The following is a 26364-nucleotide window of genomic DNA, read 5'->3' as shown; positions in this document are numbered from 1 at the left end:
CTCCTAATTAGCGTCATCGTCATTACGACTTGTTTGCGTACCTAACATTCGATCCCGAAGTTGCTTTGGGATTCCTACTAGGCCATTAGGGAGTAACGCTACACTTAAAATAATTGTTAAACCTAGTCCTAGATGCCAGTGTTTTGAAAATTCTTGAAAAATAGCATCAGATTTAAAGAACTCTTCTAATAAGGTAAAAGCAAATGCCCCAATTAGTGCTCCTCTTAGATGTCCTAATCCTCCAAGTATTATCATTACTAATACCGAGCCAGATAAATGCCAGCTCAACATTTCAGGATTTACAAAACCATCTTTTACTGCAAATAAGAAACCGGATAAGCCTGCAATACCTCCAGAAATAACGAAGGCCGCGAGTTTGTATGGGTATGTTGAAAATCCTGTGGCGCGCATTCTTTGTTCGTTAGCATGAATTCCCGCTAGAGCACGACCAAAACGTGAACGAAGGATAAATGCCAATAAAATAAATATTAAAATGAGACTAACCAGTATCAAGCCATATAAATCTAAAGATTCATTTAGATCTAAGCCTGAAATTTCAGGTCTAAAGTAGAGATAGGCACCATCAGTACCTCCTCCTACATCTGTATCATGCACTACGTAATAAGCCATCTGGGCAAAAGCCAGAGTTACCATAATAAAATAGACACCTTTTGTGCGTAAAGATAAGGCTCCTACAAAAAGGGCATATAAGGCAGCTAAGCCGATAGCTATTGGCATTGTCCAGAATAGTGAAGTAGCCTCCGATTCAGAAGAGAGTATAACTACTGAGTATGCGCCAATCCCAAAGAATGCAGCTTGACCAAAACAGATTAACCCTGTGCTACCTACTAATAATTCTAAGCTTAAAGCAAGGATGGCATAGATCATGATTTTAGAAACTAAATCTAAGCCGTAAGTACTGGAAAAAAAAGGATACAGTGCGAGTACGGTAAAGAAGGCACCAACAAAAAAGTATTTAGATGAATTTTTCATGGTTACCCCACCTTAAATAAGCCACTTGGCTTCCACAATAAAATAACCGCCATTAGTACATAGACCAATACGCCAGCGGCTTCAGGAAGAAGGACCTTGCCAAAGGTATCTACGATTCCAATTAATATAGCTGCTAAAAAAGCTCCTTTAATTGAACCAATTCCACCAATAACAACTACCACAAAACAAATGATTAGGACTTGGTTGCCCATGCCAGGATAAACTGAAGAAATAGGTGCGGCTACCATGCCTGCAATCACTGCCATCGCAACACCTGCTGCAAAAACTATACGGTAGAGTAATTTAATATCAATACCAAGCGACTGCACCATTTCGCGGTTGGTGCTACCAGCACGTATCATCATACCTAATCTTGTTTTTGTGAAAACTAGATACATTCCTAGGGCTAGAATTAGACAAACTGCAGAAACAAACAATCGATAAACTGGATATGTCATTACATCACCGAGTGGAATAGTGCCTGAGAGAATTTCTGGTACTTGGACGCCATAAACATCGTTACCAACGAGAATGCTACGAAGCTCTTCGAATACTAGAATCAAGCCATAGGTCATAAGGACTTGTTGTAAGTGTTCCCGATCATATAGAAAACTAAAAAAGGCCCATTCTAAAAAGTAACCAAGAAATATAGCTAAGATAAAACCAACTACTAAGGTTATAAAAAAACCACCACCTACTGCACTATCAACTATAGGAGCAAGTGCATAAGCCATGTAGGCTCCAATCATATAAAAACTGCCATGTGCTAGATTGATAACTCCCATGATTCCAAAAATCAAGGTTAGTCCCATGGCAACAAGAAAGAGCAGCAGGCCATACTGTAATGCGTTTAAGCATTGAATTAAAAAAATGGATGAATCCATATGAAGCCTCCTAGGTCCGCCACAAAAAATGTGGCGGATGACACAACTATTTTGATAAAGTATTATTTACGACGACAACCACGTGCAGGATCGGCAAGTGCTTTACTAGCCATGCCTATCACTAAATTTTCATTTCCAACGGCTTTTCTCAAATAGATGTCTTGTACTGGATTATGTGATTTAGATAGTTTGAATTCTCCACGCGGACTAACGATTGTGGCTGCCTCTAAGGCTACAGACATTTCATTCGTTTTAGATATATCACCTTTTACAGCGTCTAAACCTATGGCTAAAATTTGTGCCGCGTCATACCCTTGTACAGCATATACATCCGGCTCTAAGCCATCAAAAGTTGCTGTATAGCCTTTACGAAAAGATATATTAGTATCTGTATCAAGACCGTCAGCATAATGTAGGGTAGTTACGAGGCCCTCACCATCTCCACCTTGAGCTTTTAACGTGCCGTCTGTTAGGAATCCTGAGCCATATAATGGAATGCTGTCTTTTAGACCTGCTGCTGCATAATCTTTAACGAATTTAACCGCACCTCCACCAGCAAAAAAAGTGAAAACAGCATCGGGTTTTGTTGCTGCAATTTCGGTTAGTAAGGCCTGAAATTCTACACTTGGAAAAGGAACCTCAAGTTCTTTTACCACCTTTCCACCTGCTTTTTCAAATGACTCTTTGAAGCCATTCACAGACTCTTTTCCTGCTCCGTATTTCCAAGTAATAGTTACAACTTTTTTATGACCATCTTTAGCTACAGCCTTACCCATGGCATAACCGGGCTGCCACATAGTAAATGAGCTACGGTAGATGTTTGGTGCGCACATTGGACCGGTAATAGCTGCAGCACCAGCGTTAGGGACAATTAACATGGTGCCGGTTTCTTTTGCTACTTTTGCCATTGCCATTGCGACACCTGAATGGACCGTTCCAACAACTACATCAACTTTATCGCTGTTTATTAATTTCTTCATATTGTCTGTAGCTTTTGATGGGTCAGATGCGTCATCAAGTTCAATAATTTCAATAGGTCTATTACTCAACTTCCCTTCGTTCTCAGTTATATAAAGTTTGAAACCGTTAGTGATTGCATTTCCTAATTTTGCATAAGTTCCTGTCGAAGGTAACATTAAACCAACTTTAATTGGATCTTCCGCGGCAATTGCAATGGGGGATGAAAATATCGCTGTTGCGATTATGGCTTTTTTAAATATGTTCATATATGTTTTCCTCCTAGGAATAGTTATGGATAAAGTGATTAGTCGCTATGATTAACGCTTCTGGTTGGTCTCTATGAGGTGAGTGTCCACAATTGGATAACTCAAGTAGTTCTGTTTGCGGTAGCCGACGTTTTATGCCTTGAATCTGCTCCATTGTTCCATACTCATCATCAAAGCCCTGAACAGCCAAGAGTGGACAAGTAATCTTTGTAATTTCAGTTTCGATATTCCATTTTATAAAATCAGGGTTTAGCCAGATATCGTTCCACCCCCAAAATGCAGAATCCACATCATTATGATATTTGGCTAATTTTTCATGTAAGTTTGTGTTTTTATAAGCAGAACGTGCTTGTTTAATGTTGCTGATTGTTATGTTTTCAACCAAAATATGCGGAGCTAAAACAATTGCTCCAGCTAATAGGTCAGGATATTTTGATGCATATAAAAGTGCAATTGATGCACCATCGCTATGCCCAAACAACCAAGGTGGATTTTTTCTCGTATCAATGGACAACTCTGAGAGAAAATATGGTAATACCTCATACGCATGTTGGTGCATGAAATTAATATCCCACTTTTCATTAGAACGCCGTGGCGTAGATTGACCATAGGCAGGACGTGAATACACTAATCCTCTGCACTGGATTGCGTCACATAATTGTTGAGGAAATTTTTTCCACATAGAAAGTGAACCCAGACCTTCGTGTAAAAAAATTACAAGAGGGGTGTCAGATAATTCAGGATTCAGCCATTGATACTCTATTGTGGTTTCCAGACTGTTAGTAGACAGTGAAATGAACTGAGGGTGACTGCTCATTTTTGAGTTAAATTCTCAGTAGTTAAATTCTCAGTATCACGTAATCTAAATCTTTGTATTTTACCTGTTGCAGTTTTAGGTAGATCATCAACAAACTCAATAAAACGAGGGTATTTATATGGGGCTAAATGAGACTTTACAAATGCTTTTATTTCAGCTTCATCTGTAGTTTGACCTTCCTTTAATACGATAAAAGCTTTAGTTTTAATTAAGCCATCAACATCTTCTTTACCTATAACGGCAGACTCTAATATGGCTTGATGTAAAGCTAATGTTGCTTCTACTTCAAATGGAGATACATAAATCCCACTGACCTTGAGCATGTCATCACTACGACCAGAATATGTGTAAGTGCCATCATTATTTTTTATATATTTATCACCACTTTTAATCCATTCTCCTTGAAAGGTTTCGTTAGTTTTTTCGCGATTACGCCAATACATTATTGCGGCGCTTGGTCCACAAATGTACAAATCACCCGTCTCACCATCTGCAACTGGTTGTTTGTCTTCATCGAGTAATTTAACGTCATATCCTTCTACAGGCCATCCTGTAGTCCCGTAACGTACTTTACCGGGAATATTTGATAAGAATACATGCAGCATTTCAGTTGAACCAATTCCGTCGATAATCTCCACGCCATATTGTTCAGTAAATTGATTGCCAAGTTCTGCAGGCAAAGCTTCACCTGCAGATGAAGCAAGCCTTAGTGAAACTTGTTCTGGAATAGGGAGGTCAGGAGAGGCTAACATACCGGCAAAACCAGTAGGGGCACCAAAAAAGACAGTTACTTTATGGTTTATCCAACGCTCGAATACGGCTTGAGGAGTTGGTCTACCTGATAATAGTACAACTGTAGCACCGACGCTTAAAGGGAAGCTTAGAGCATTACCCAACCCATAAGCGAAGAACATTTTTGCTGCTGAAAAGCAAACATCATCAGAATTGATTTCTAGTGTTCGTTTACCGTAAAGCTCAGCAGTCCAGTATGGATTACCATGGGTGTGAACAGTTCCTTTTGGTTTGCCGGTAGAGCCCGATGAATATAACCAAAAACCGAAATCATCAGGTGAAGTTTTTGTCGCGTGTCTTAGAGGAACAGATCTGTCGATTAAGGCTTCTAATGAAAGGTTTGATTCTTTTAAAGTGTTATCAGGGTGAGAAACAATAATGTTTTTAACATCAGCATTACTTTCCTCGATTGCAGTTAGTAGTGTAGGCAGTATACTTCCAGAAACTAGAACGGTTTGCGCCCTGCTGTCGGTTAACATATGACTGTAATCATCAGCTGTTAGCAATGTATTTACAGCAACAGGAACTATACCCGCATACATTGCTCCTAGAAAACAAACAGGCCAATCATTACAATCTTGCATCAGTAGAAGTACACGTTCTTCCCGATGTACGCCAATTTCCTGAAGACCTGCTGCAACGCGCCTAATGCGTTCTTCTAATTCTCCATAGCTTAATTTTCCTGAATCATCAATATAGGCAGTTTTATTTGGGTGCCCTGTATTGCGATCTATAATATATTGAGCAAAATTAAACTCAGGTCCTATTTCTGGAACCGATTCTTGAGACATGAAGCTTTCTCCTTAAGTAATTTGTTTTTATTATTATTTTTTATGTAATTGATATGACTTATCTAAGTCTATTTGTTTAAAGGTTAGTTACGCGCACTATAAGTGTTCAAGTACAGAATGACTGGCCTGTATAGCGCTACATTGATGGTAAAAATGTAAGGCTCGTTCACTACCTAGTTCTTGTCCGCCGCCTGCTCGTCCGGGGCCACCATGTATTGATTGAGGCATAACATTACCGTGTCCTGTTTGTTCGGCAGCTATATCAGTTGAAATAACATGTACACGACCGTGATAACTTGCCAGTTCAATAGATAATGCGGTTAAAGTTTCATTAGTGTCACCATAAAGTGAAGTTACTAATGATCCTTTGCCACGCTTTATTAATTCCATAGCATGATCAATGTCACGATAGGGTATTAAAGTCGCCACTGGACCAAAAACTTCAACATCGTGAATAAGAGTATTTGTATCTGGAGTTTTAGTACCCAGTAATGTAGGTGCTAAACAGCAATGATTTGTTTCTACTGATATTAATTCACAATCAGAGCCATCATATAAAACATCGGTGCACTTTTTTAGGGTCTCTATGCCACTAACAACATCATCATATTGCGTACTATTAACAATAGCGCCCATTCGTACAGACTCGTCACGAGGGTTACCTACTATGGTTCTAGCTAAACGTGCACTGATTGCCGTAGCGGTTGAATCGTACATCTCCTCAGGGACGAAAATTCGTCTAATAGCAGTACATTTTTGTCCTGATTTAACTGTCATTTCACGGCAAACTTCTTTGACCATCAATTCAAAAGCAGAGCTTTTGACAGTCTCTTCTGGAAGCAAAAGTGCAGAGTTTAAGCTGTCAGCTTCAATGTTTGCACGAACAGATTGTTCGGTAATAGCAGGATGAGAGCGTATTATTGATGCTGTTTTTGCAGAGCCCGTAAAAGAAACAACATCAAAGGCTTCTAATTGATCCATTAATCCAGCTGAACTACCACAAATAACAGATAATGAACCGACGGGCAAAATACCTGAATCGATCACGTCTTTCACCATTCGTTGTGTTAACCAAGCAGTTGAAGAAGCGGGTTTAACAATTACTGGGACGCCGGATAATAAAGCAGGTGCAGCTTTTTCCCACAAACCCCAACATGGGAAATTAAATGCATTAATAAACAGAGCAAGTCCCGGTCTCGAAGTGAAAATATGTTGCGATTGAAATTCTGAGCTTCTGCTAAGATCAAGGGCTTCACCGTCTAAAAGATAGCTTTTATCACCAAGCGTATCCCCCATTTTTGCGTAATATCCTAAAGTAAATAATCCGCCTTCGATATCCACTGCAGAGTCATTTTTTACAGTACCGCTATTGGCAGTAGAAATTTCGTAGTATTCGTTTTTATTTTCTTTAAGGACTGTAAGGATATCTTTAAGTAATTGTCCGCGTTCGCGGTAAGTAAGAGCTTTTAGTTGTTTGCCACCACTTTCACGAGCAAATTGAAAGGCTTCTCCAAGATCATGTCCGGTAGCATCAATACGTACTAGTTCGGTTCCTAATACAGGATCGTAAAGTGATGTTCCTTTACCTGAACCTGTTTGCCATTGACCATTAAGAAAGTTTGGGAGTAATTTAGACATAGTTTTAGTGCTCATCGAGTGAATTCAATTTTTCCGTCAGGCAAAAGATAAAGAACTAATGCGCGGCCGTTTGTTACAGTTGGTTTATGGCTACTAGCTGGAGGATGAACTTTCCATCCGGCAGAGTGATTATCGAATAAAGCATTTCCTTCCAAAGGCATAATTAAATTAACTTCTCCATTTGGGTGAGTATGATGAGGACCAGCAATATCTTTCATATCTACCACGTCAACAGAAAATCCTGCTATATCATCACTAGGTTCAAAGACGCGACCGTAACGAATACCAGCACCTTCATATTGACAAAGCCAGCCATCAGTTACGCCTTGCTTACACTGGTTTTTTAGTTGTTGGTATGTATGACTATCTGTGCCATGCTCTAGATTTAGCCAGGTCTCGAGGTCGGTATCTATGGGCCTACCTTGAATCTGTTTAGTTAGACTGGCAATCTGTTGTTGAAAGTCTGCGACTGACATTCTTTGGGACTCCTCATCAAAGTTGTTAGTTTGGGAATAGTCAAAAGATGAATTATTGTGCATCTTTTGACTGATGATGCTGTCTAGTCCATAATCTGTCAAGCATTATATTGCTTGTTTGGAGTATTTAAAGATGAGGTATTCTCTATGTCTAAGGCTACAAAGCTAAAAAACATGTCTGAGGTCGGTGTGAAAAAAACAGAAAAGAATCTATTTCTGGTTTCATTAGGGCAACGCATTCGGTCATTAAGATCAAGGAGGGGGGTAACACGTAAAGCCCTCTCTGCCAGGGCGGGTGTTTCCGAACGTCATTTAGCTAACCTTGAAACAGGGGAGGGAAATGCATCTATTCTAGTCCTGTCACAAATTGCTAATGCCTTAAATTCATCGTTAGCTGAGCTAACTGGGGATATAACTACAAGCTCACCTGAATGGCTGTTAATAAGGTCTTTATTGAAAAATCAAGATGAAGCAAGTTTAAAGAACATTAGGACTAGTATTGGTAAAATGCTGAATTCTAATAATAACAGCAGTAAAAATACGCTTTGTATTGCACTAATTGGGTTGCGTGGTGCGGGTAAATCAACTCTCGGGAAAATGTTAGCGGATGAGTTGGACTTTCCTTTCATAGACTTAAGTAGTGAAATTGAAAAACTAGCTGGCTGTGAAGTGTCAGAAATTCAAAATTTATATGGATTAAATGCTTACCGACGTTATGAAAGGAGAGCGCTTGAAGAAGTAGTTCAGATACATCCTGAAGCCGTTATAGGTACTCCAGGGGGGTTGGTGTCTGAGCCAGATACATATAATTTTTTACTTACTCATTGTACTACGGTATGGCTACAAGCCAAGCCAGAGGACCACATGAACCGAGTCATTGAGCAAGGTGATATGCGCCCTATGGCAGGAAATCAAAAGCAAGCCATGGAAGACTTAAAGCAAATCTTGGCATCCAGAAAAGACTTTTACTCTAAGTCACAAATTACCATTGATACAAGTTCTCAGTCTTTGGAAGAAACATTCAAATTATTAAAAGATAAAATCCAAAATATATGAACTAAATTTCATTTAAATAATAATGAAATGAATTTTAGTGCTTGACCATAATTTAAAAAATGAACTATAGTGCACCCTAAGTTTTGTTAGAGGGTTTACTATGTCCACAGCTACAACCATTAAGCAGCATTTAATCGATCCTGAAATATGCATTCGTTGTAATACTTGTGAAGCAATTTGTCCTGTTGATGCAATTTCTCATGAAGATAATTATGTCGTTGATGCAAGTAAATGTGATTTGTGTATGGATTGTATTAATCCATGTCCGACGGGTTCTATAGACAACTGGCGAATTGTTGTTAGTAATCAGGCATACAGTGTAGATGAACAGCTGGAATGGGATGAATTGCCTAGTGAATTGAGCTCCGAAGAATTAGCAGAAGCTGCTGGGGGAGAAGTTTTTCTGGAAGAGCCTTTAGGTAAAATAGATCCTTCTGCTCTTTCGTCTAATGATGCAGAAGGTAAAGTGAATCATGCTCAATATGGTTCTATCTTGCCTCCTTGGTCTGCGGCTCATGCTTACACCAATCTATATTCTCTCAAATCTCAAGAGTCTTTTATTAAAGCAACTGTCGTAGGTAATGTACGTGTGACAGAAGTGGGGAAAGAATATGATACTCACCATATTGTATTGGATTTTGGTTCTAATACTTTCCCGGTTCTCGAAGGGCAATCAATTGGTATTCTACCGCCAGGAACTGATAGCAAGGGCAATCCCCATCATGCTAGGCAGTACTCTATAGCTAGTCCTCGTAATGGTGAACGTGCAGGTTATAACAATATTTCTTTAACTATAAAGCGTGTACTTGAAGATCAACAAGGTAATCCCGTTCGTGGTGTTTGTTCTAATTATATGTGTGACCTCAAAGCGGGTGATGAAATCAAAGTAATCGGCCCCTTCGGTTCTAGCTTTCTTATGCCTAATCATCCGCGTTCCAATATCGTAATGATTTGTACGGGTACTGGAAGTGCTCCAATGCGAGCAATGACGGAGTGGCGAAGACGTCTTCGTGCTTCAGGTAAGTTTGAGGGTGGTAAATTAATGCTGTTCTTCGGTGCTAGAAGCCGCGCTGAATTACCATATTTCGGCCCATTGCAGAATCTTCCTAAAGATTTTATTGACATCGAATTTGCTTTCTCCCGTGAAAAAAATCAAACCAAGGAATACGTGCAAGATCGTATGCGTGAAAGAGCATTCGATCTAGGAATACTTTTAGATAACCCTGATACCTATTTCTATATTTGCGGGTTGAGAAGTATGGAAGAAGGGGTGTTGCTCGCTTTGAGTGATATAGCCAAACAAGCTGGATTGAACTGGGAAGATGTCGGTTTAAACATGAAACAAAAAGGTCGTTTACATTTGGAGACTTATTAATGAGAAATTGGAAAACCTTAGTATTATCAAATAGATTGGCTGGAGTTGCGCAAATTACTATGTCTCGCCCAGATGTTTTTAATGCTTTTGATGATGTAATGATCAAAGAGCTGGGTGAAGCATTTACCGAAGCAGAAAATGACGACTCAGTACGAGTAATAGTTTTGTCAGGAGCTGGTAAACATTTCAGTGCAGGAGCTGACTTACAATGGATGCGACGTGCTAGCGAAGCCACCGAGGAGTGGAATCTCTCTGATGCGCGTATTTTTGCCAATGTTTTAGTAAATATTGAAAGATGCTCAAAACCTACCGTAGCTAGAATACAAGGTGCGGCTCTAGGTGGAGGTGTAGGTTTAGCCTGTGCTTGTGATATCGCAATTGCCACAGATGATTCCCGTTTTGCCGTCAGCGAGGCAAAATTTGGTATTTTACCTTCGGTTATTGCTCCTCATGTTATTAATGCAGTAGGAAAACGTCAGGCGAAACGTCTTGCTTTGACTACGACTCAAATTAGAGCTGAAGAGGCTTTACGTATCGGTTTGATACAGCAAACTGATACCCTCGATTATCTCGATGAAACTGTTGATAAAACACTAAAAGAGTTGCTTTCTGGTAGCCCGAATTCGCAACGAGAGATAAAAAAATTATTTGGACAATTGTCAGTAGGTCCGATTAATGACGAGGTTGTGGAGTTGACCGCTAAAACAATTAGTCGCGTTAGAGGAACAGATGAAGCCAAAGAGGGTTTTAATGCCTTCTTATTAAAGCGCCCTGCTAAGTGGATTCCAGAGGAATAAAAATATGAGTCAAACATCAAAAGAAATAGGGGTGCTGGTTGTTGGTGCAGGAATTATGGGCGCAGGTATTGTGCAAATTGCTGCTCAGGCAGGGCATCAGGTGTTGTTATATGATGTTGTTGAAGGAGCTGCGGCCAATGCTATTGAAAAACTAAGTGCTACCTTTGATAAATTAGTCGGAAAAGGGAAAATAACGGCAAAGTCTGCGGAGCAGAGTCTTGCTAACATTAGCATTGCAGATAGCATTCAAGAATCTGCTTCTGTGGGCTTGGTAGTAGAAGCTATTGTTGAAAATATTGCCATAAAGCAAAAACTGTTCTCTGAATTGGAGAGTGTTGTTTCAGAGCAATGTATTCTAGCAAGCAACACATCTTCTATCTCGATTACAGCAATTGCGAATGGCTTGAAAAAACCAGAGCGTTTAGTGGGTATGCATTTCTTTAACCCAGTGCCATTAATGAAACTTGTAGAAGTGGTTTCGGGTCTACAAACTTCTAAAGATGTCGCGCAGCAGGTTTTTGATATATCTAGTCAATGGGGAAAAGTTCCGGTTTTCGCTCGTTCTACTCCTGGTTTTATCGTTAATCGCATAGCTCGTCCTTTCTACGCCGAGACACTTGCACTTCTGCAAGAACAAGCCAGTACACCAGCAGTACTAGATGCTTGTATACGAGCGGCTGGTTTTAGAATGGGGCCATGTGAATTAACCGATTTAATAGGTCATGATACTAACTTTGCAGTGACTAAAAGCATCTATGAGGCTAATTTTTACGATAAGCGTTTTATGCCTTCATTGGTTCAACGTGACTTGGTTGATGGAGGCTTGCTGGGTAGAAAATCGAAGCATGGTTTTTATGACTATCAAGAGAATGCAATTAATGAATCATTAGAAGAGATCCCCCCATTAGTGCAATTGCCTATTGCAGAATCATTGAAAGTACATGGTAAAGGAGTAGTTTCTGATTATTTGAAGTCAGCTCTAACTAAACATGAATATAAATACGAATTCATTGCAGATAGTAGTTGGCAAGGTTTGTCTGTGGATGGTGCATCTCTTCGTCTATGTGATGGTCTTACTGCGACAGAGCTTGGTGAAGATGTTGCTGTTTTTGATTTGCCAGTGCGTTTTGAAGACAATCAAATAATGGCTTATGCCTGCTCTAAGCGAGCTTCAGAGTCATGGGTAAAAGCAGCACCAAGTTGGTTGCAAGTATTAGGTTTTTCTCCACAAGTTATTGCTGATGTTCCTGGGTTAGTGGTTGCTCGCACCATTGCGATGCTTATTAATGAAGGAGCAGATGCTGTTTATCAAGGTGTTTGTACTGAAAAAGGGGCTGATGATGCTATGAAGCTTGGAGTGAACTATCCAGCTGGACCTTTTGAATGGTTGTCTGTTTGGTCAGCTAGTGGGGTTGCGCAGCTCCTAACTAATTTGGATGATTTTTATGCTGGTGAGCGTTACCGCGTAAGCCCTTGGTTAAAGCAAAAACAATGGTGTGAATTATGATCAAAAGAATCGATTTTACAGAGAATATGCATGCAGAGATTCTTGATAACGGAGTCGCTGAATTAATTTTTGGACCTGAAAACCAAATGCCAATGACTGATGCAAAAGGGCATGAGGTATTAGGAGTAGTTTGGGGGGCTTTGGCTGCAGAAAAAGAAGTACGTTGTATTTTGGTGCGTAGTCTAGGTAAAGGTTTTTGTGCGGGTGGAACTCCTGAACTTGTTGAGTCCATGTTGAACGATGGCTCCGCTAGATTACGAGTTATGCAAGAAGGACGAGCTTTGGTTCAAGGTATGATTGAATGCGATCTGCCAATAGTATCCGCCATCAATGGAGCTGCTGTTGGAGCAGGAGCAGCTGTTGCTTTATTGGCGGACGTCTCAATTGCAGGTGAGCGAGCAAAAATTATCGATGGTCATACTAAAATTGGTGTAGCTGCAGGTGATCATGCTGCCATTATCTGGCCTTTATTGTGTGGTATGGCAAAAGCCAAGTATCACTTATTAATGTGTTCTGCCATAAATGGTACTGAAGCGGAGCGTATTGGTTTGGTTAGTTTGGTTGTTCCTGATGATGAATTATTGGAAAAATCACGAGAAGTGGCGCATACATTAGCTCAATCTAGTCCAAACGCGATTACCTTCACCAAGCGCAGCTTAAACCATTGGTTGCGAGCTGCATGGCCAGCATTCGAACATTCTTTAGCCTTAGAGATATTAGGTTTTGAGCATGCGGATGCTCATGAAGGAATGGCTGCTGCAAAAGAAAGACGCACTGCAGAGTTTAGTAAACGATGAAGTTCTCAGAATATAGCATAGGTCAAGTTCATACCTTTGGTGCATATCTTATAGAAGAAAATGAAATACTTGAGTTTGCTAATCACTATGATCCCCAGTGGTTTCACACTGATTTAGAAAAAGCAAAAACAAGTCCTTACGGAGCTTTAATTAGTAGCGGTTGGCAAACTTGTGCTATCGCAATGCGCTTAGTATTTGATGAATTTTTGAAAGACTCTGGAAGTATTGGTTCTCCGGGGTTGGCTTATGTCAAATGGCCTAAGCCTGTTTTCGCTGGCGATATACTATCCGCAAAAGTCACAATATTAAACTCTAGGCAGTCTCGTAGTCGTCCCAATATTGGTATTTTACGTTGGCAGTGGCAGTTATTAAATGCTCAGGGTGAAGAAGTACTTGATCTTGAAGCAACAAGCTTTTTCGATTTAACTTAAGGAATTATTTATGATTGACGCTTATATCTGCGATGCAATACGCACACCTTTTGGTCGTTATGGTGGCTCTTTGTCAACTGTTCGAGCTGATGATTTAGGTGCGATTCCCCTCAAAGCCCTAATGAAAAGAAATCCTAACGTTGATTGGTTAAAAGTCACTGATGTATTGTTAGGTTGTGCCAACCAGGCCGGAGAAGATAACCGTAATGTAGCCAGGATGTCCGCTCTGTTAGCAGGCTTACCCATAGACTTACCTGGAGGAACTATAAATCGTTTATGTGGTTCTGGCATGGATGCACTTGGCACCGCAGCACGTGCAATTAAAAGTGGTGATGCGCAAATGATGATTGCGGGTGGTGTTGAGAGTATGAGTCGCGCGCCTTTTGTTATGCCTAAAGCAGATGCACCATTTAGTCGTAACAATACAGTTTATGATACTACTATTGGTTGGCGCTTCGTAAATGCACTAATGAAGAATCAATTTGGTGTGGATTCAATGCCAGAAACTGCCGAAAATGTGGCAGAAGATTTTAATATTGAACGTGAAGCACAGGATAGGATGGCGCTTCGCTCACAGGAAAATACGGCTAAAGCACAAGCAAACGGTTTTTTTGATGCCGAGATTACTCCTGTAACTATTGAACAACGAAAAAAAGAACCCTTGATATTTAGTAAAGATGAACACCCTCGTGTCACTTCATTGGAAGTCTTGTCAGGGTTACGCAGCATTGTTCGTCCTGGTGGAACAATAACAGCGGGTAATGCTTCGGGAGTGAATGATGGTGCATGTGCGCTATTATTGGCAACAGAGGAAGCTGCAAAAGAAAATGGTTTAACTCCCAAAGCTCGTATTTTAGGAATGGCTACAGCTGGTGTCGCGCCTCGTATTATGGGGTTTGGCCCTGCGCCTGCTTGCCGTAAAGTTCTCGCTTTAACAGGTTTGGGTTTAGAACAAATGGATGTAATTGAATTAAATGAAGCATTCGCCGCACAAGGACTTGCAGTAATACGCGATCTTGGTCTTGAGGATGATGATCCAAGGGTCAATCCCAATGGTGGTGCCATTGCTTTAGGTCATCCACTAGGTGCTAGTGGTGCACGTTTAGTTACTACAGCTATGAATCAATTACATGCTAGTGAAGGTCGTTATGCTTTATGTACTATGTGTATCGGAGTTGGGCAAGGAATCGCTATGATTATTGAGCGTGTCTAGCTAAAAAATCCCCTTTTGTATTTAATTCCTAAAGGTTTATAAGGAATACTGCTCTCAATCAAAAAAATGCACTAAAATGCTTGTTAATGAATAATAAATGCACTATATTGCATCCATGAGCTCATGGAGCTCACTCATATAATTTAATAGTTAGGAGATTTATATAGTGATTAATTTTCAAACAAACCCAGCACACTACAAACATTGGAATTTATCTTTTGACGGTTCAGTTGCACGGTTAGAAATGGATGTAAATCCAAATGAAACGTTGGCAGAAGGCTATGAACTAAAGCTGAACTCATATGATTTAGGTGTTGATATAGAACTATATGATGCGGTTCAACGATTACGTTTTGAGCATCCTGAAGTTAAAACAGTAATTTTCGCATCAGGAAATGACAAAATTTTCTGCGCAGGGGCCAATATTAAAATGTTAGGGGTGTCTTCTCATGCCCATAAAGTTAATTTCTGCAAATTTACAAATGAAACTCGTAATTCTATAGAAGATGCTAGTGAGTTTTCTAAGCAGCGTTATTTATGTGCGGTAAAAGGAGTAGCAGCGGGTGGTGGTTATGAATTAGCACTTGCTACAGATTACATTATGCTTGCTGATGATGGTAACTCAGCAGTATCACTTCCTGAAGTTCCGTTATTAGCCGTATTACCTGGCACAGGTGGTTTAACACGAGTATCTGATAAACGTAAAGTTCGCCGAGATCACGCAGACGTATTCTGTTCAATTGAAGAAGGTGTTCGTGGGCCAAGAGCAGTTGATTGGCGCTTAGTTGATGAAGTTATTCCAGGATCAAAATTTGAACAGGCTGTTAAAGATAGAGCAGTAGAATTCACGACAGCTTCAGATCGTCCAGATGATGAAAAAGGTGTTATTTTCACTGAATTAAATCGTGAGTTTGTGAGTGATACAGTGACTTATGACTTTGTTAATATCTCAATTGATAGAAAACTTCGCGCGGCAACTGTCATGTTAAAGTCACCAGCAGAGTCAACTGAGTCTGGTTTAACGATTGACGAAGCTGTAACACTTGGGGCTGAGTTCTGGCCGCTAGCCTTATGTCGTCAACTTGATGATGCAATCCTACACTTACGCACTAACGAAACAGATATTGGTACGATCATTTTCAAAACAGAAGGTGAATTAAATACGGTTGAATTCTATGATGACTTTATTCAGAAAAATGGTAACAACTGGTTTATGCGTGAAGTGTCTTTGTACTGGAGACGCACTCTGAAGCGTATTGATTTAACTTCTCGTACAACTTTTGCTTTTATCGAGCAGGGTAGTTGTTTTGCTGGCATGTTAGCTGAGCTATTGTTCTCAGTTGATCGTAGCTATATGTTAGAAGATCCTATGGAAGGAGATGAGCGTCCAGCTCCTAGAATTCGTCTTACTGAATCTAATTTCGGTGCATTCAATATGTCGAATGGTATTACTCGTTTAGAGACTCGATTCTTGGGTACTCCAGAGCAGGTGACGAAGTGCAAAGCAAAAGTAGGTCAAGATCTAAATGTAGAAGCTTGTGATTCACTGGGTCTAGTCACTTACGTCATAGATTCATTCGACTGGAATGATGAATTACGTGTGGTATTGGAAGAACGTGCTAGTTTCTCACCTGATTGTTTAACAGGCATGGAAGCGAATCTTCGTTTCGCTGGACCAGAAACCATGGAAACTAAAATATTTGGTCGATTGACAGCTTGGCAGAATTGGATTTTCCAACGGCCGAATGCAGTCGGAGAAGGTGGCGCATTAAAATTATATGGCACTGGAGTTCGAGCAGAATATGACATGAATCGTGTATAAGACTATATTGAATTGAGGTAATAAAAATGAGTAATGAAACAGCAAATGATGTAGTGGTACAAGTAAACTACGACGAGTTAATTCCTAATAATGTTGATTTAGCAACTGATGCTCAATTAAAGAAAGCACTAGAAAAATGGCAGCCTAAATATATAGACTGGTGGAATGATGCAGGCCCAGACCAGACAAAGGATTTTGATGTTTATTTACGAACAGCTGTAGGTGTTGATCCAAAAGGATGGGCGCAATTCGGTCACGTAAAAATGCCTGAGTACCGTTGGGGTATTTTACTTGCACCTAAAGAAGAAGGTCGAACTATCCCATTTGGTAAACACAAAGGTGAGCCAGTATGGCAAGAAGTTCCAGGAGAGTATCGTGCATTATTACGTCGTTTAATCGTGATACAAGGTGATACTGAGCCTGCGTCAGTTGAGCAACAACGTCTGTTAAGTGCCACGGCTCCATCGCTTTACGATATGCGTAATTTGTTCCAAATTAATGTAGAAGAAGGTCGTCATTTATGGGCAATGGTTTACTTGCTTGTAAAATACTTTGGTCGCGATGGCCGTGAAGAAGCAGAAACATTACTTGAGCGTCGTTCTGCTCACGAAGATAAACCACGTATTTTGGGGGCGTTTAATGAAGAAACAGGTGATTGGCTAACGTTCTTTATGTTTACCTACTTTACTGATCGTGATGGAAAAATGCAGTTGGAATCTTTAGCCCAATCAGGTTTTGATCCATTAGCACGCAGTTGTCGTTTCATGTTAACTGAAGAAGCTCATCATATGTTTGTAGGTGAAACTGGCATCGGTCGTGTGATCCAACGAACTTGTGAAGCAATGACAGAAGCAGGCATTACCGATCCAAATGATGTTGAAGCTGTTCGTGCTTTAGGTGTTATCGACTTGCCAACACTTCAGAAGAAAATTAATTTCCACGTATCCGTAACTTCCGATTTGTTTGGTGCAGAAGTATCAACTAACGGAGCCGCAGCATTTATTGCAGGAATCAAAGGTCGCTACAACGAAACTAAGATTGATGACGATCACCAATTAAATGATGATACATACCCAGTAAGTCAAGTTGTTGATGGAAAATTAGTAGATGTAGAAGAAACAGCACACAGCTCGATTAATTCACGTTTATTAGATGAATATCACAAAGACGCAGCGGGCGGACTTAAGCGCTGGAATAAGGCAATTGAAAAAGCGGGTTTTGATTTTACTTTCGAACTTCCATTCAAAGGCTTCTCGCGTAAAGTGGGAGTCTTTGCAGAAGACTTCATAACACCTGATGGGCAAGTCGTCACAGAAGAAGAGTGGAGTGCAAAACGTGACGATTGGTTGTGTACCGATGAAGATGACGCATACATCAAGTCATTAATGATTCCTTGTAAGGAAAAGGGTCAATACGCCAACTGGATCGCTCCGCCTCGTGTAGGAATCAACCAACAACCTGAAGACTATGAATACGTTAAGTTGCATTGATCTGACAAGTTGTTGAAGCTTGTGATTATTTGATTGGAAGCTCTGCCTAGAGTTGGCAGGGCTTTTTTACGAATGAAATTTAAAGAAATCTATGAATATTCTTGATACGTTGAAAGCTCGGAAGTCTGTACGTGGTTATATTGATAAACCTGTCGAAAGAGAACAAATTATATCATTGCTGAATGCTGCACGCTTGGCTCCTTCCGGGAGTAACATTCAGCCTTGGCAGGTTGTAGTTTTGACGGATGAGAAGAAGAATCACCTCCAACAAAAATTGGAAACAGCTTTCCGTAAAAATACTCCGATTCAACAGGACTATATTTATTATCCGGTTATCTGGAAGGAACCTTATAAAGGTAGACGAAAAGATTGTGGTCTTCAGCTTTATCAATCCCTGAATATTACCCAGGATGACAAACAACGTCGTATGATGCAGTGGATTGCAAATTACCATTCTTTTGATGCTCCAGTATTACTGCTGTTTTTCATGGATAAGGAAATGGAAACTGGGTCCTACATTGATTACGGAATGTTTATGCAGTCGCTAATGTTGGCTGCTGTGGAGCAAGGACTTGCTACCTGTGCTCAGGCCGCATTGTGCGACTATTCCGACATAATCCGCGAGTTTCTTGGTTTTGATAATGATAAAGTGCTTATTTGTGGTATGGCACTAGGGTATGAGAATCAGGACGCTGCTGTAAATCAATATCGTACTCCACGTGAGGATGTGGAAGTCTTTACTTTGTTTGTTGAGTAAATAACAACGATCAATAACGGTGTATTAAATTCTTCAAGAAATATAGATAGATGCAAGGAAATCTCATATTTAGATATACCCTCATAAGTACTTATTCTTCTCCCTCAGTTCACTCAATCACTATCAACGAATTATAAGTGCAGTCCTTAGGTAGTCTATCAAAAAGCAGTATGTTAGCAATTAGCAATCTAGGAAGGGTTGCCTGTAAATCAAACATACTTCACTCATATAAACAGTGTATCAAGGTCTTTTAGTTACAACCACCATGTTTTATTTATTGAACAACAGACATAAAAATCAAGGCAAAAAATAATCTTCGTAAAAACAGAGAAATTATAATGGAACAACTCAACAGTAAATTCTTAGATGATCATCGGCAAATGGAACAGTGTGATTTTCGTTTTTTCTTTAAAGAAAAAACACGCTGGGGAGATGCTGATACGTTGGGTCATATAAATAATGTCATGTATGCTCGTTATTATGAGTCTACGAGAGTTGCATATTTTGAACAGTTATTAGGTTTGCAATTTGTGAGTAAAATGCCAGTTGGAGTGATAACGGCAGATATGGGGATTTCTTACTTAGAACAGTTACATTATCCCGCAGAGATGATTATTGGGGCACGCGTGAGCCGTATAGGTAAAAGTAGCTTTTCTTTTGATTCAGCGATATTTGTCGGAGAAAACACAAAACCAGTAAGTACTTCGCGAACAACACAAGTCTGGTTTGATTTTGAGCAGAATCAGAGTAAAGAGATTCCATGTGAAGTTAGAACTAAAATGATTGAATATGAAATCATTGCGCCATTACAAAGTCAGAAAACTTAGCTCGGGTTAACTGCTAGATTTTATTCAATATAAATTCACATAAGTCTAAATTATGCGCATAGCATTGGTTAATTATTTTAAATATGTATTCTTTCTCTATATTAAGGCCTCTGGAACTATACGTTAATGAAGGGTCAACATAATCCCATCGCTGTTTGAACTCAGAATAAACAACCATTTTTGGTTTGTATGAGGGCGGGTCATCAAATGTTGAGCATTGGAAAAAATTCAGAATGGTTTGACGTTTTTCATCACATGACTATCAAAATTACTACAACAAAAGCTATTTACAGTATTTTCGTCATCTTATAATGATTCATAGAATGACACATCGTCCTTAATCACAGTAAGGTTTGTTTTTACAATAAATTAATTTGAATGCATTGTTTCAGTGAATTTTTAAAAAGTCTGCAATAAGAGTTTATTGAAAATACAGATCTAACTTGAGTTAATATTTAATCGATTTATTAGCATAACCACAAGTATTAATATTTTATTAAAATATTCTCTCAATTAAGATCTATACTTAACTTTAAACACTGCGAAGTAATAACATAAACAAATGTTTTATCTCACAATTAATCAATATATTGAGTCTAGTAATACTAATCTAACCAATTACTATGATTTTGAAACTGAATCATTGTTTCTTGAAGAATATAATGCAACAACATGTATGGGGGCTTTGAAATCGATTAGAAAAGCTTGTAATAACTACTTTATAAAAGCTTCTTTTAACAAGTATAACGATTACGATTATTGTTATTTGATTCAAGCAACAGCCAAACAGAAAAAAGAAAGAGTATCTGCTCAAAAAAGTAGAGGATAAATATTTAATACAACTAACCTATCGGGTTAATCGTTTTTTTAAAGCAACTATTTCACTCCGACTATAGAAAGAAATTTTACGTGATCCAAGACTTAGTTTCTTAACTGGTTTTATTTTGTTGGTTCTTTTCAAATTGTTTAAATATGAGCTATTCACTTCAAGTAGCTTTCCCGCTTCTTTTGAGGTTATGCATAGCTCATTAAAACTTTTTGCTTTGTTAAATTCTTTTTCAGAAAGATAGAGGCCTCTACCTGTCTGTATTGATTTTACAAGTTTTGTACTGATGTAACGTAATGTGAATTCTCTTTCTGTTTGATTAAGTGCTTGAGCTGCAGCAAAAAGAGTTTTTGAGTTTGGGTTACTTAAGATATCAAAAATACGATGAAATGATTCGTACGTAACTGACTTCCTTCGATATTTGTCTTCGTATTCAATTAGGCACCCTTTTTGAATTAATTGTGAGGCTTTCTGGGTACTAATATCTAGCATATTAGCTGCAGATGCTAATGATATCGAGTAATCAACATTTGAACTGTTTGTTTTACTTTTACGTCCTGTGTTGGTGGGATACTTTCTAAGTGCATCAACTTTCTTAAGGTTTATACGGTTAATTTCCTCTCTACGAAACAAATAGGTTAGTCCACCATCAATTTTAGGGCCTGAAACCGGCCTTATTCCGCTTGCTATGAGCTTTTCTGCTAGTGTCCTAGAGTTACACACATGTTTCAAGGCAAGAGCGCCAGAGAAAACGTATAACTGATTAAATTCATAGGCTTCTTTTTTTTCAATAAAAATCTGTGTACCTTTAGTTTTTCTACAATCTACTCGATTTAATACTCCACATTTAATTGCAAAACGAATATTTTCATAGTGTACATTACATATTTGAGCCGTTTCCAAAATTGAAAAATACGTACTATTTTCTTCAAGCCGTTCTTTCACTGGTCTTCTTATCAGTGATATTCCCATTATTCCTCTAGAGGTTAATTGATCAACAGAATACTTTGTTTCTCCTGATAGAAATTTAGGGATAACATCGTATATCTTTTCATTAAAGCCTCTGGGAAAACTAGTTAAAAGATCCGAAGTTTCTTTTTCACCACCTAATGTAAGCTTATTTAAAAAATTATTAATTGTTTCTAAAGTTATTCTTGAGGGAAGGATTTTTCCGTCAATCTTTTCACTGTATCTGTCTTTATGGAAAATTGTTTTGGTTGCATGATCAGTTGCTCCTAGGATGGCTGAAGCCATTGTTATATGTATACTTCCTCTAGGTGTAGAACTTTTTGTAGGAACTTCGTGTCTTTTCAAACTTTCAAGTATTTTATTTACGTTACTTAATATTATTTTGTTTTTAGAGAGAAGGAATGGGCCAAGTGTAACTCTTGGATGAAGGGCATGAGACTTGATATATTTCTTAATATAAAAATACAGGGTTTCTTGCATATATTTATTATTTTCGGCTGAAAAAGCTGACATAGTTGCAATTAAATGATCATCGATAGGCTCATCTAGTAGCTTTAGAAATTCTTTGTAGATTTCTGCATATTGGCAAAGTAGTGAAATGTTACTGCAGTCTTTATTTTCTAGGAAATGCTCGATACATGCTGTTCCCTCGTTATCAATAGTTTCTGTTGGACTATCTTCTAAGTTGTAACTGCAATCACAGAACGATATTTTTTTTCGATTCCATCCTATTACCTTTTTACAACTTGGGCATGAATTGATTAATTTAACGCTATGCTTTGAACATGTTGTTATTAATTTAAAATCCCAAATACGCTTTTGGTAGTGTGATTCACTGATACATTTAGGGCAGATAGCTGGTGCCTTTAAACGTAGCATTTTCCAGGGTATGACTACTTTCATAAAAGCTACGTTAGATCTTTTGGATATTCCACTTCTCCAGTAACAGTTGCATAAATACGCATTATTTTGCTTGTTGTATAATTTCCATAAGTTGATCCATTTTTCTTTATCACAGAAAATACTTTCAAGGTTTAATGCTGACCTATTTGAATACTGATATTTTAGTGTTGTAAGTAAAGCAGAAGAAGATTTCCATCCATTGTATTCAGTTGTTCGAAGTAAAAGGCTGCCAGGTGACTCATCATCATACGGAATGGGAAGGTGTAATAACCTTCTATCCACTATTACCTGCCTTGATACTGTTGATAACAACAGTGTCTAACTCTTCTGGATTTAGAATAAATGGATTAATTCTTTTTTTTACCGAACCTAAACTTAGAGAGTTTGGTAATACCAACTCACTATAAGCTAATTCGAAATCGATCAGTTCTAGCATTTCCTTTTTTTCTTCTAGTGCATTTAAGGCTGCGGTTTTAAATAGTCTTGTAGTATCTGCAGGGTTCCCACCTGTGGCTGCATAAATGATTAAACTATTTTGTCGATTCTTGAAGTCAGGGACACTTTGTAGTTTTAATTCATGAGTAAATGTTAAAGCTAATTGCTCAACAAATTTTCTAAAATCTCCTTTCCTTTCATTTCCGAATTCCAGATTGTTGAGATTAAACCGGTTGGTAAACCGTCGAGCTAATTGGCTGTCAGTATTTATGATATCAATGCACTCAGGGGTTCCAACAATTACTATTGGAACTTTAAATTCATTGATTATAGATTTAAGCCAGTCTTTAACATTGTGATTATTGCCGTAGCTATCATGCTTCAAAAGATGCTGTAACTCATCGAGTATGATGACTTTTGTTTCACATCTACGTAATAACTCTTCGAGTCTATATGTTAACTCCAGCGAAGTTCCTCTAGTCGGATTACTATCTCCTAAAGACCGAAGAAGGGCAGAAGCAACTCCTTTTGTTGTTACTGGACTAGGAATTAGTGAATAGAAAGCAGGAATGATTGTGACTTCACAATTATTTCGAACTTCAAAGCTTCTTTTATGTTTAGAGACAACAGCATTACATGCTGTTGTCTTTCCAGTACCCGCATGCCCTGTTAAAAGTACATTTACAGGTTCTTCAGAGCCTTCTGATATTAAAATACTCTTTTCAATTCCATTTATGGCACTTTTTATCGAGGTATGCGGAATAAATCCAGAGTCAACTGTGTTGACTCTGAAAATGATTTCTCTACTCAACATGACCTTAAAATCTCTCAAATGTAAAAGAGTCAGTATCATCAGAGCCATTCTTATTCGAATTAACTGTAAGCTTAGATTGTATATGAGAATTCTGATCTGGCTCTGAGATCTTATTTAGATTATTTATAGTTTTGAGTTGCTCAATCTTGGTTTTGAGGAGTTTTGCCTCCTTAAGCTTTTTATTGGTATCCTTTATTCGTGCAATCTGTTTTCTAGAATATTCCTTTCGATGAGAACCAATATCTTCATATAATTTCCAACGAGTAACTTCTAAATATTGTTCACCATAAGAAGCTTGATCTTCTTTACCTTTTTCTTTTAGCTTTTCCTTTATTATCTTGTGCTCATAAAGGCTGAGTCCATCAGCGTAGTCTGGGAATACTGAATCAGCTTGAATAAAGACAGAGCTCTCTCTTGGGTCTCGAATATAGACTTTTCCAAGGTCTATTGAATCTACATAAACATCTACCTGCGCAGGTATCCCTTTGTTCTTATAATCTTGCTCAAGCGTTGCTAGTGCATGTGAAAACCATTGTAGATTGTGAACAGTGACCCGTCCTTTATTAATTCGTCTTTGATAAACCTCTCTTGCAATGGTATCTAGGTCTTCGATGGGGTACGTTGTGATTGGATAGTCTTTAATACTATCTCTCCATAACATCTCTGGTGCTCTACCATGCCCACGATGTATTGTTTTATGATAAATAGTTTCAAGCCATTGTTCGATAAATCTATTTAAGTCTTCTAACGTAAGGCAAGCATACTTTTCAGACTTATAATCCCCTTTATCGATCGGATTAGAAAATGTTGTGCCAGGTAAACTATGGACGAGTTGTTTGTTGAGAGTGCCAAAAAAACGTTCAACATGAGGTTTAGAATTAGGATCACGTGGCGCACCGTGCTCGATTCGTATCCCAGTATGATTGCAAAAGTTACGAACCGAGCTACTAATGTAATCTGATCCATTATCAACAATCATTGTTTCAAATAACCCGCCATGTTTTTCATTGTTTCCACTGATTGCTATTTTTAAAGCTTTCAATAAAGTAGCGGAAGAAAAAGGAATCATGGTTATTACGAAAGAAATAATGCAACGTGAGTATTTGTCGATGAGACATGTACCGTATGGTCGGCCCATAACCTCTCCGGTTTCATCATCAACAATCAAGACATCTAGAATATTTCCATCTGCTTCAATGGTTTCCAGTATTCTAGTAGCGATAGTTCCTTGTCCTGCTGCTTTAAATGTTTTGATCGCTTCATAGTTACCATGTCTTTCTTTTTTAAGTTTATGAGGGTCAATTTCATCAATTCTACGGTTTATAGTTCTTTCTGAAGGAATATATTCAATTCCAAACATTTTATGAACATCATTGTGGATCAAAACATATACTGCTCTAGCAGATAATCTTTGCTTATTGAGATAACTTTGTTGAATATGCTTTTTTATTATTTTTTCAATACGTAGATCTAATAATTTTCCTTTGTTACCACGGTTTCTTATATTAGGAGCAAGAGACATCGGGTTTCTATCAGAATTAACATAAATTTTGATCCATCTTGCGACAGTAGAAAAGCTGGGCGGTGATTTATCTTCAATTTCCTTTGATACTTCAATGATCAAAGGTAAAACATGTTGTTTAGATGCCCAAAAATTACTAAATTGTATTACTGTTCTAACATAGTGGAGTTTGCGGGATAGTTCTTTAGTCTCTTCTTCAGTAATGTTACTCGGGAGTTTTTCTTTGATATGACATTGTTTGATAAGTGAGATACTTTTCTCTTCTATTAAGGTTCTATACTTATCTAAAGGTAGGTGATGTATTTTTCCACCTGATACACTCATGTACCTTATTTGATTGGAATTAATTGCGGAAATCTCATACTTAACTCCACATTTAGAAAATCTATCACCGATATGAATATTCTTGTATGAACTCATGCTTCACCTCCTGCTATCCAAATCTGGGAATTGGGTGAAAGAACCTGATTTTCATCATAGTCAAGAAGTCTAAGAAACAATAGTGTGTCGGCAATAAGGGGGGGTAGATGGCATCTATTACATTTGTGGCGAAAACCGTTTAGGCTTCGTGGAATAGGTAGCTTGTCAAATAATTCCAGAGCAGAGTTAATTTGCATCTCATCAAATTTCTGATGAGAACATCGGTATAGAAATTTATAATTTCTATTTTTTGCAGGAAGTTGTAGACTTTTTTCAGTCAGTATTTGAAATGTTATATTTTGTTTAGAAAATAAATTTCTAAGATAATCTAGCCTGTCACGTAACTCTTCTTTTTCAAGCGCGCCAGAGAATTTTACTTCTCTTGCAACAAGGTTGCCAAGTTTGTCGAGATGGATAGAATCTGGTGTATAAGATTGCTTACGGCTTAAATCTATCGTGAAAGGTTGGGTTCGGTATGAAATTACAGATGTATCAAATTCTAAATCTAGACAGTTATCTGCTTCTAACCTGCTTTCACAGGGCATCAGTGCTTTATTTTTCTTACTAGGAAAGAAAACAACTCGTTTTCCTGAAAGCCCCTTTGTGAGTTTTCGTTTTCCCTGCAAAACTCCATTAATTGGAATGCTACTAAGTGATTCGTGTAACGATTTGTTGAGTGATTCATAACAAGTTTTTGAATGTATAGACATGGTGTCTCCATTTATTAGCCCAGCTATGCCTTTTCCTAGGAACACTAGTTCCTTGGACTATTTGACAAAGTCTTAA

Annotated in this window: 23 protein-coding genes; 12 read left to right on the top strand and 11 right to left on the bottom strand. The window is 38.4% G+C overall.

Annotated elements, in window-relative coordinates; genetic code table 11:
- Window positions 1–3 precede the first annotated feature (3 nt).
- The 7 genes from OO007_RS10275 to OO007_RS10245 all read right to left on the bottom strand — a co-directional run bounded on the left by OO007_RS10275 (window position 4) and on the right by OO007_RS10245 (window position 7617).
- The gene (locus OO007_RS10275) at window positions 4–993 is read right to left on the bottom strand and encodes a branched-chain amino acid ABC transporter permease (RefSeq protein WP_325808729.1); all 990 of its coding nucleotides are present in this window, start codon (window positions 991–993) and stop codon (window positions 4–6) included.
- A 2-nt stretch (window positions 994–995) separates the two neighbouring features.
- Window positions 996–1877 (bottom strand): branched-chain amino acid ABC transporter permease, encoded by an 882-nt coding sequence (locus OO007_RS10270; protein ID WP_325808728.1) that lies wholly within the window; start codon window positions 1875–1877, stop codon window positions 996–998.
- Between the two features lie 62 nt (window positions 1878–1939).
- Complete coding sequence (locus tag OO007_RS10265; protein WP_325808727.1) at window positions 1940–3103, bottom strand: ABC transporter substrate-binding protein; 1164 nt, start codon at window positions 3101–3103, stop codon at window positions 1940–1942.
- A 13-nt stretch (window positions 3104–3116) separates the two neighbouring features.
- Window positions 3117–3920: an alpha/beta fold hydrolase gene (locus OO007_RS10260; protein WP_325808726.1), complete on the bottom strand. Its 804-nt coding sequence runs from the start codon at window positions 3918–3920 to the stop codon at window positions 3117–3119.
- Window positions 3917–5503: a benzoate-CoA ligase family protein gene (locus OO007_RS10255; RefSeq protein ID WP_325808725.1), complete on the bottom strand. Its 1587-nt coding sequence runs from the start codon at window positions 5501–5503 to the stop codon at window positions 3917–3919. Before OO007_RS10255 ends, OO007_RS10260 begins: the two co-directional genes overlap by 4 nt.
- Before the next feature lie 96 nt (window positions 5504–5599).
- Complete coding sequence (locus OO007_RS10250; protein ID WP_325808724.1) at window positions 5600–7141, bottom strand: 3,4-dehydroadipyl-CoA semialdehyde dehydrogenase; 1542 nt, start codon at window positions 7139–7141, stop codon at window positions 5600–5602.
- A gap of 11 nt (window positions 7142–7152) precedes the next feature.
- Complete coding sequence (locus tag OO007_RS10245; protein ID WP_325808723.1) at window positions 7153–7617, bottom strand: 4-hydroxylaminobenzoate lyase; 465 nt, start codon at window positions 7615–7617, stop codon at window positions 7153–7155.
- A 147-nt stretch (window positions 7618–7764) separates the two neighbouring features.
- On the opposite strand from OO007_RS10245, the gene OO007_RS10240 reads away from it, so the two are divergent.
- From OO007_RS10240 to OO007_RS10185, 12 genes are all read left to right on the top strand, one after another.
- Window positions 7765–8673 carry a helix-turn-helix transcriptional regulator gene (locus OO007_RS10240; protein WP_325808722.1) on the top strand — a complete coding sequence of 303 codons (909 nt, stop codon included), beginning with the start codon at window positions 7765–7767 and terminating at the stop codon, window positions 8671–8673.
- Between the two features lie 100 nt (window positions 8674–8773).
- A complete protein-coding gene (boxA, locus tag OO007_RS10235; RefSeq protein ID WP_325808721.1) occupies window positions 8774–10048 on the top strand; it encodes a benzoyl-CoA 2,3-epoxidase subunit BoxA in 1275 nt (424 codons plus the stop codon).
- Window positions 10048–10845, top strand: a complete 798-nt coding sequence (locus tag OO007_RS10230; protein ID WP_325808720.1) for an enoyl-CoA hydratase-related protein — start codon at window positions 10048–10050, stop codon at window positions 10843–10845. Before boxA ends, OO007_RS10230 begins: the two co-directional genes overlap by 1 nt.
- A 4-nt stretch (window positions 10846–10849) precedes the next feature.
- Window positions 10850–12352, top strand: coding sequence for a 3-hydroxyacyl-CoA dehydrogenase (locus tag OO007_RS10225; protein ID WP_325808719.1), 1503 nt, complete (start codon window positions 10850–10852; stop codon window positions 12350–12352).
- The gene (locus OO007_RS10220; protein ID WP_325808718.1) at window positions 12349–13149 is read left to right on the top strand and encodes an enoyl-CoA hydratase/isomerase family protein; all 801 of its coding nucleotides are present in this window, start codon (window positions 12349–12351) and stop codon (window positions 13147–13149) included. Before OO007_RS10225 ends, OO007_RS10220 begins: the two co-directional genes overlap by 4 nt.
- Window positions 13146–13580, top strand: coding sequence for a MaoC family dehydratase (locus OO007_RS10215; protein ID WP_325808717.1), 435 nt, complete (start codon window positions 13146–13148; stop codon window positions 13578–13580). Before OO007_RS10220 ends, OO007_RS10215 begins: the two co-directional genes overlap by 4 nt.
- Window positions 13581–13590: 10 nt before the next feature.
- Entirely contained in the window at window positions 13591–14793 is a 1203-nt protein-coding gene (gene pcaF / locus OO007_RS10210) for a 3-oxoadipyl-CoA thiolase (protein ID WP_325808716.1), read from the top strand.
- A 166-nt stretch (window positions 14794–14959) separates the two neighbouring features.
- Window positions 14960–16615: a 2,3-epoxybenzoyl-CoA dihydrolase gene (gene boxC / locus OO007_RS10205; protein WP_325808715.1), complete on the top strand. Its 1656-nt coding sequence runs from the start codon at window positions 14960–14962 to the stop codon at window positions 16613–16615.
- 26 nt (window positions 16616–16641) lie between these two features.
- Window positions 16642–18105, top strand: a complete 1464-nt coding sequence (gene boxB / locus OO007_RS10200) for a benzoyl-CoA 2,3-epoxidase subunit BoxB (protein WP_325808714.1) — start codon at window positions 16642–16644, stop codon at window positions 18103–18105.
- Window positions 18106–18196: 91 nt separating this feature from the next.
- Window positions 18197–18862: a nitroreductase gene (locus OO007_RS10195; protein WP_325808713.1), complete on the top strand. Its 666-nt coding sequence runs from the start codon at window positions 18197–18199 to the stop codon at window positions 18860–18862.
- 338 nt (window positions 18863–19200) lie between these two features.
- The gene (locus tag OO007_RS10190; protein WP_325808712.1) at window positions 19201–19689 is read left to right on the top strand and encodes an acyl-CoA thioesterase; all 489 of its coding nucleotides are present in this window, start codon (window positions 19201–19203) and stop codon (window positions 19687–19689) included.
- Between the two features lie 562 nt (window positions 19690–20251).
- Window positions 20252–20518 (top strand): hypothetical protein, encoded by a 267-nt coding sequence (locus OO007_RS10185; RefSeq protein WP_325808711.1) that lies wholly within the window; start codon window positions 20252–20254, stop codon window positions 20516–20518.
- Between the two features lie 18 nt (window positions 20519–20536).
- Here OO007_RS10185 and OO007_RS10180 read toward each other — a convergent pair whose 3' ends face one another.
- Genes OO007_RS10180 through OO007_RS10165 form a run of 4 tightly spaced genes read right to left on the bottom strand, consistent with a single transcriptional unit; the run spans window position 20537 to window position 26288 of the window.
- A complete protein-coding gene (locus OO007_RS10180) occupies window positions 20537–22669 on the bottom strand; it encodes a TniQ family protein (RefSeq protein ID WP_325808710.1) in 2133 nt (710 codons plus the stop codon).
- Window positions 22662–23636: a TniB family NTP-binding protein gene (locus OO007_RS10175; RefSeq protein ID WP_325808709.1), complete on the bottom strand. Its 975-nt coding sequence runs from the start codon at window positions 23634–23636 to the stop codon at window positions 22662–22664. The genes OO007_RS10180 and OO007_RS10175 overlap by 8 nt, the downstream gene beginning before the upstream one ends.
- A gap of 4 nt (window positions 23637–23640) precedes the next feature.
- Window positions 23641–25578: a Mu transposase C-terminal domain-containing protein gene (locus OO007_RS10170; RefSeq protein ID WP_325808708.1), complete on the bottom strand. Its 1938-nt coding sequence runs from the start codon at window positions 25576–25578 to the stop codon at window positions 23641–23643.
- Window positions 25575–26288 carry a Tn7 transposase TnsA N-terminal domain-containing protein gene (locus OO007_RS10165; RefSeq protein WP_325808707.1) on the bottom strand — a complete coding sequence of 238 codons (714 nt, stop codon included), beginning with the start codon at window positions 26286–26288 and terminating at the stop codon, window positions 25575–25577. The genes OO007_RS10170 and OO007_RS10165 overlap by 4 nt, the downstream gene beginning before the upstream one ends.
- Between the last annotated feature and the right edge of the window lie 76 nt (window positions 26289–26364).

Source organism: Cocleimonas sp. KMM 6892 (assembly GCF_035798195.1).
In the GTDB taxonomy this organism is placed as follows: domain Bacteria; phylum Pseudomonadota; class Gammaproteobacteria; order Thiotrichales; family Thiotrichaceae; genus Cocleimonas; species Cocleimonas flava.
The sequence above is the reverse complement of the archived record's forward strand: the minus strand, read 5'-3'. Positions and strand labels throughout refer to the sequence as shown.

Excerpts from the sequence above, each read along its gene's own strand:
- boxA (WP_325808721.1), top strand. The coding sequence starts at position 8,774 with ATGTCCACAGCTACAACCATTAAGCAGCATTTAATCGATCCTGAAATA.
- OO007_RS10230 (WP_325808720.1), top strand. The coding sequence starts at position 10,048 with ATGAGAAATTGGAAAACCTTAGTATTATCAAATAGATTGGCTGGAGTT.
- OO007_RS10275 (WP_325808729.1), bottom strand. The coding sequence starts at position 993 with ATGAAAAATTCATCTAAATACTTTTTTGTTGGTGCCTTCTTTACCGTA.
- OO007_RS10240 (WP_325808722.1), top strand. The coding sequence starts at position 7,765 with ATGTCTAAGGCTACAAAGCTAAAAAACATGTCTGAGGTCGGTGTGAAA.
- OO007_RS10175 (WP_325808709.1), bottom strand. The coding sequence starts at position 23,636 with ATGTTGAGTAGAGAAATCATTTTCAGAGTCAACACAGTTGACTCTGGA.
- boxB (WP_325808714.1), top strand. The coding sequence starts at position 16,642 with ATGAGTAATGAAACAGCAAATGATGTAGTGGTACAAGTAAACTACGAC.
- OO007_RS10265 (WP_325808727.1), bottom strand. The coding sequence starts at position 3,103 with ATGAACATATTTAAAAAAGCCATAATCGCAACAGCGATATTTTCATCC.
- OO007_RS10170 (WP_325808708.1), bottom strand. The coding sequence starts at position 25,578 with ATGAGTTCATACAAGAATATTCATATCGGTGATAGATTTTCTAAATGT.
- OO007_RS10185 (WP_325808711.1), top strand. The coding sequence starts at position 20,252 with ATGTTTTATCTCACAATTAATCAATATATTGAGTCTAGTAATACTAAT.
- OO007_RS10220 (WP_325808718.1), top strand. The coding sequence starts at position 12,349 with ATGATCAAAAGAATCGATTTTACAGAGAATATGCATGCAGAGATTCTT.
- OO007_RS10250 (WP_325808724.1), bottom strand. The coding sequence starts at position 7,141 with ATGTCTAAATTACTCCCAAACTTTCTTAATGGTCAATGGCAAACAGGT.
- OO007_RS10165 (WP_325808707.1), bottom strand. The coding sequence starts at position 26,288 with ATGTCTATACATTCAAAAACTTGTTATGAATCACTCAACAAATCGTTA.
- pcaF (WP_325808716.1), top strand. The coding sequence starts at position 13,591 with ATGATTGACGCTTATATCTGCGATGCAATACGCACACCTTTTGGTCGT.
- OO007_RS10245 (WP_325808723.1), bottom strand. The coding sequence starts at position 7,617 with ATGTCAGTCGCAGACTTTCAACAACAGATTGCCAGTCTAACTAAACAG.
- OO007_RS10190 (WP_325808712.1), top strand. The coding sequence starts at position 19,201 with ATGGAACAACTCAACAGTAAATTCTTAGATGATCATCGGCAAATGGAA.
- OO007_RS10255 (WP_325808725.1), bottom strand. The coding sequence starts at position 5,503 with ATGTCTCAAGAATCGGTTCCAGAAATAGGACCTGAGTTTAATTTTGCT.
- OO007_RS10195 (WP_325808713.1), top strand. The coding sequence starts at position 18,197 with ATGAATATTCTTGATACGTTGAAAGCTCGGAAGTCTGTACGTGGTTAT.
- OO007_RS10260 (WP_325808726.1), bottom strand. The coding sequence starts at position 3,920 with ATGAGCAGTCACCCTCAGTTCATTTCACTGTCTACTAACAGTCTGGAA.
- OO007_RS10225 (WP_325808719.1), top strand. The coding sequence starts at position 10,850 with ATGAGTCAAACATCAAAAGAAATAGGGGTGCTGGTTGTTGGTGCAGGA.
- OO007_RS10270 (WP_325808728.1), bottom strand. The coding sequence starts at position 1,877 with ATGGATTCATCCATTTTTTTAATTCAATGCTTAAACGCATTACAGTAT.
- OO007_RS10215 (WP_325808717.1), top strand. The coding sequence starts at position 13,146 with ATGAAGTTCTCAGAATATAGCATAGGTCAAGTTCATACCTTTGGTGCA.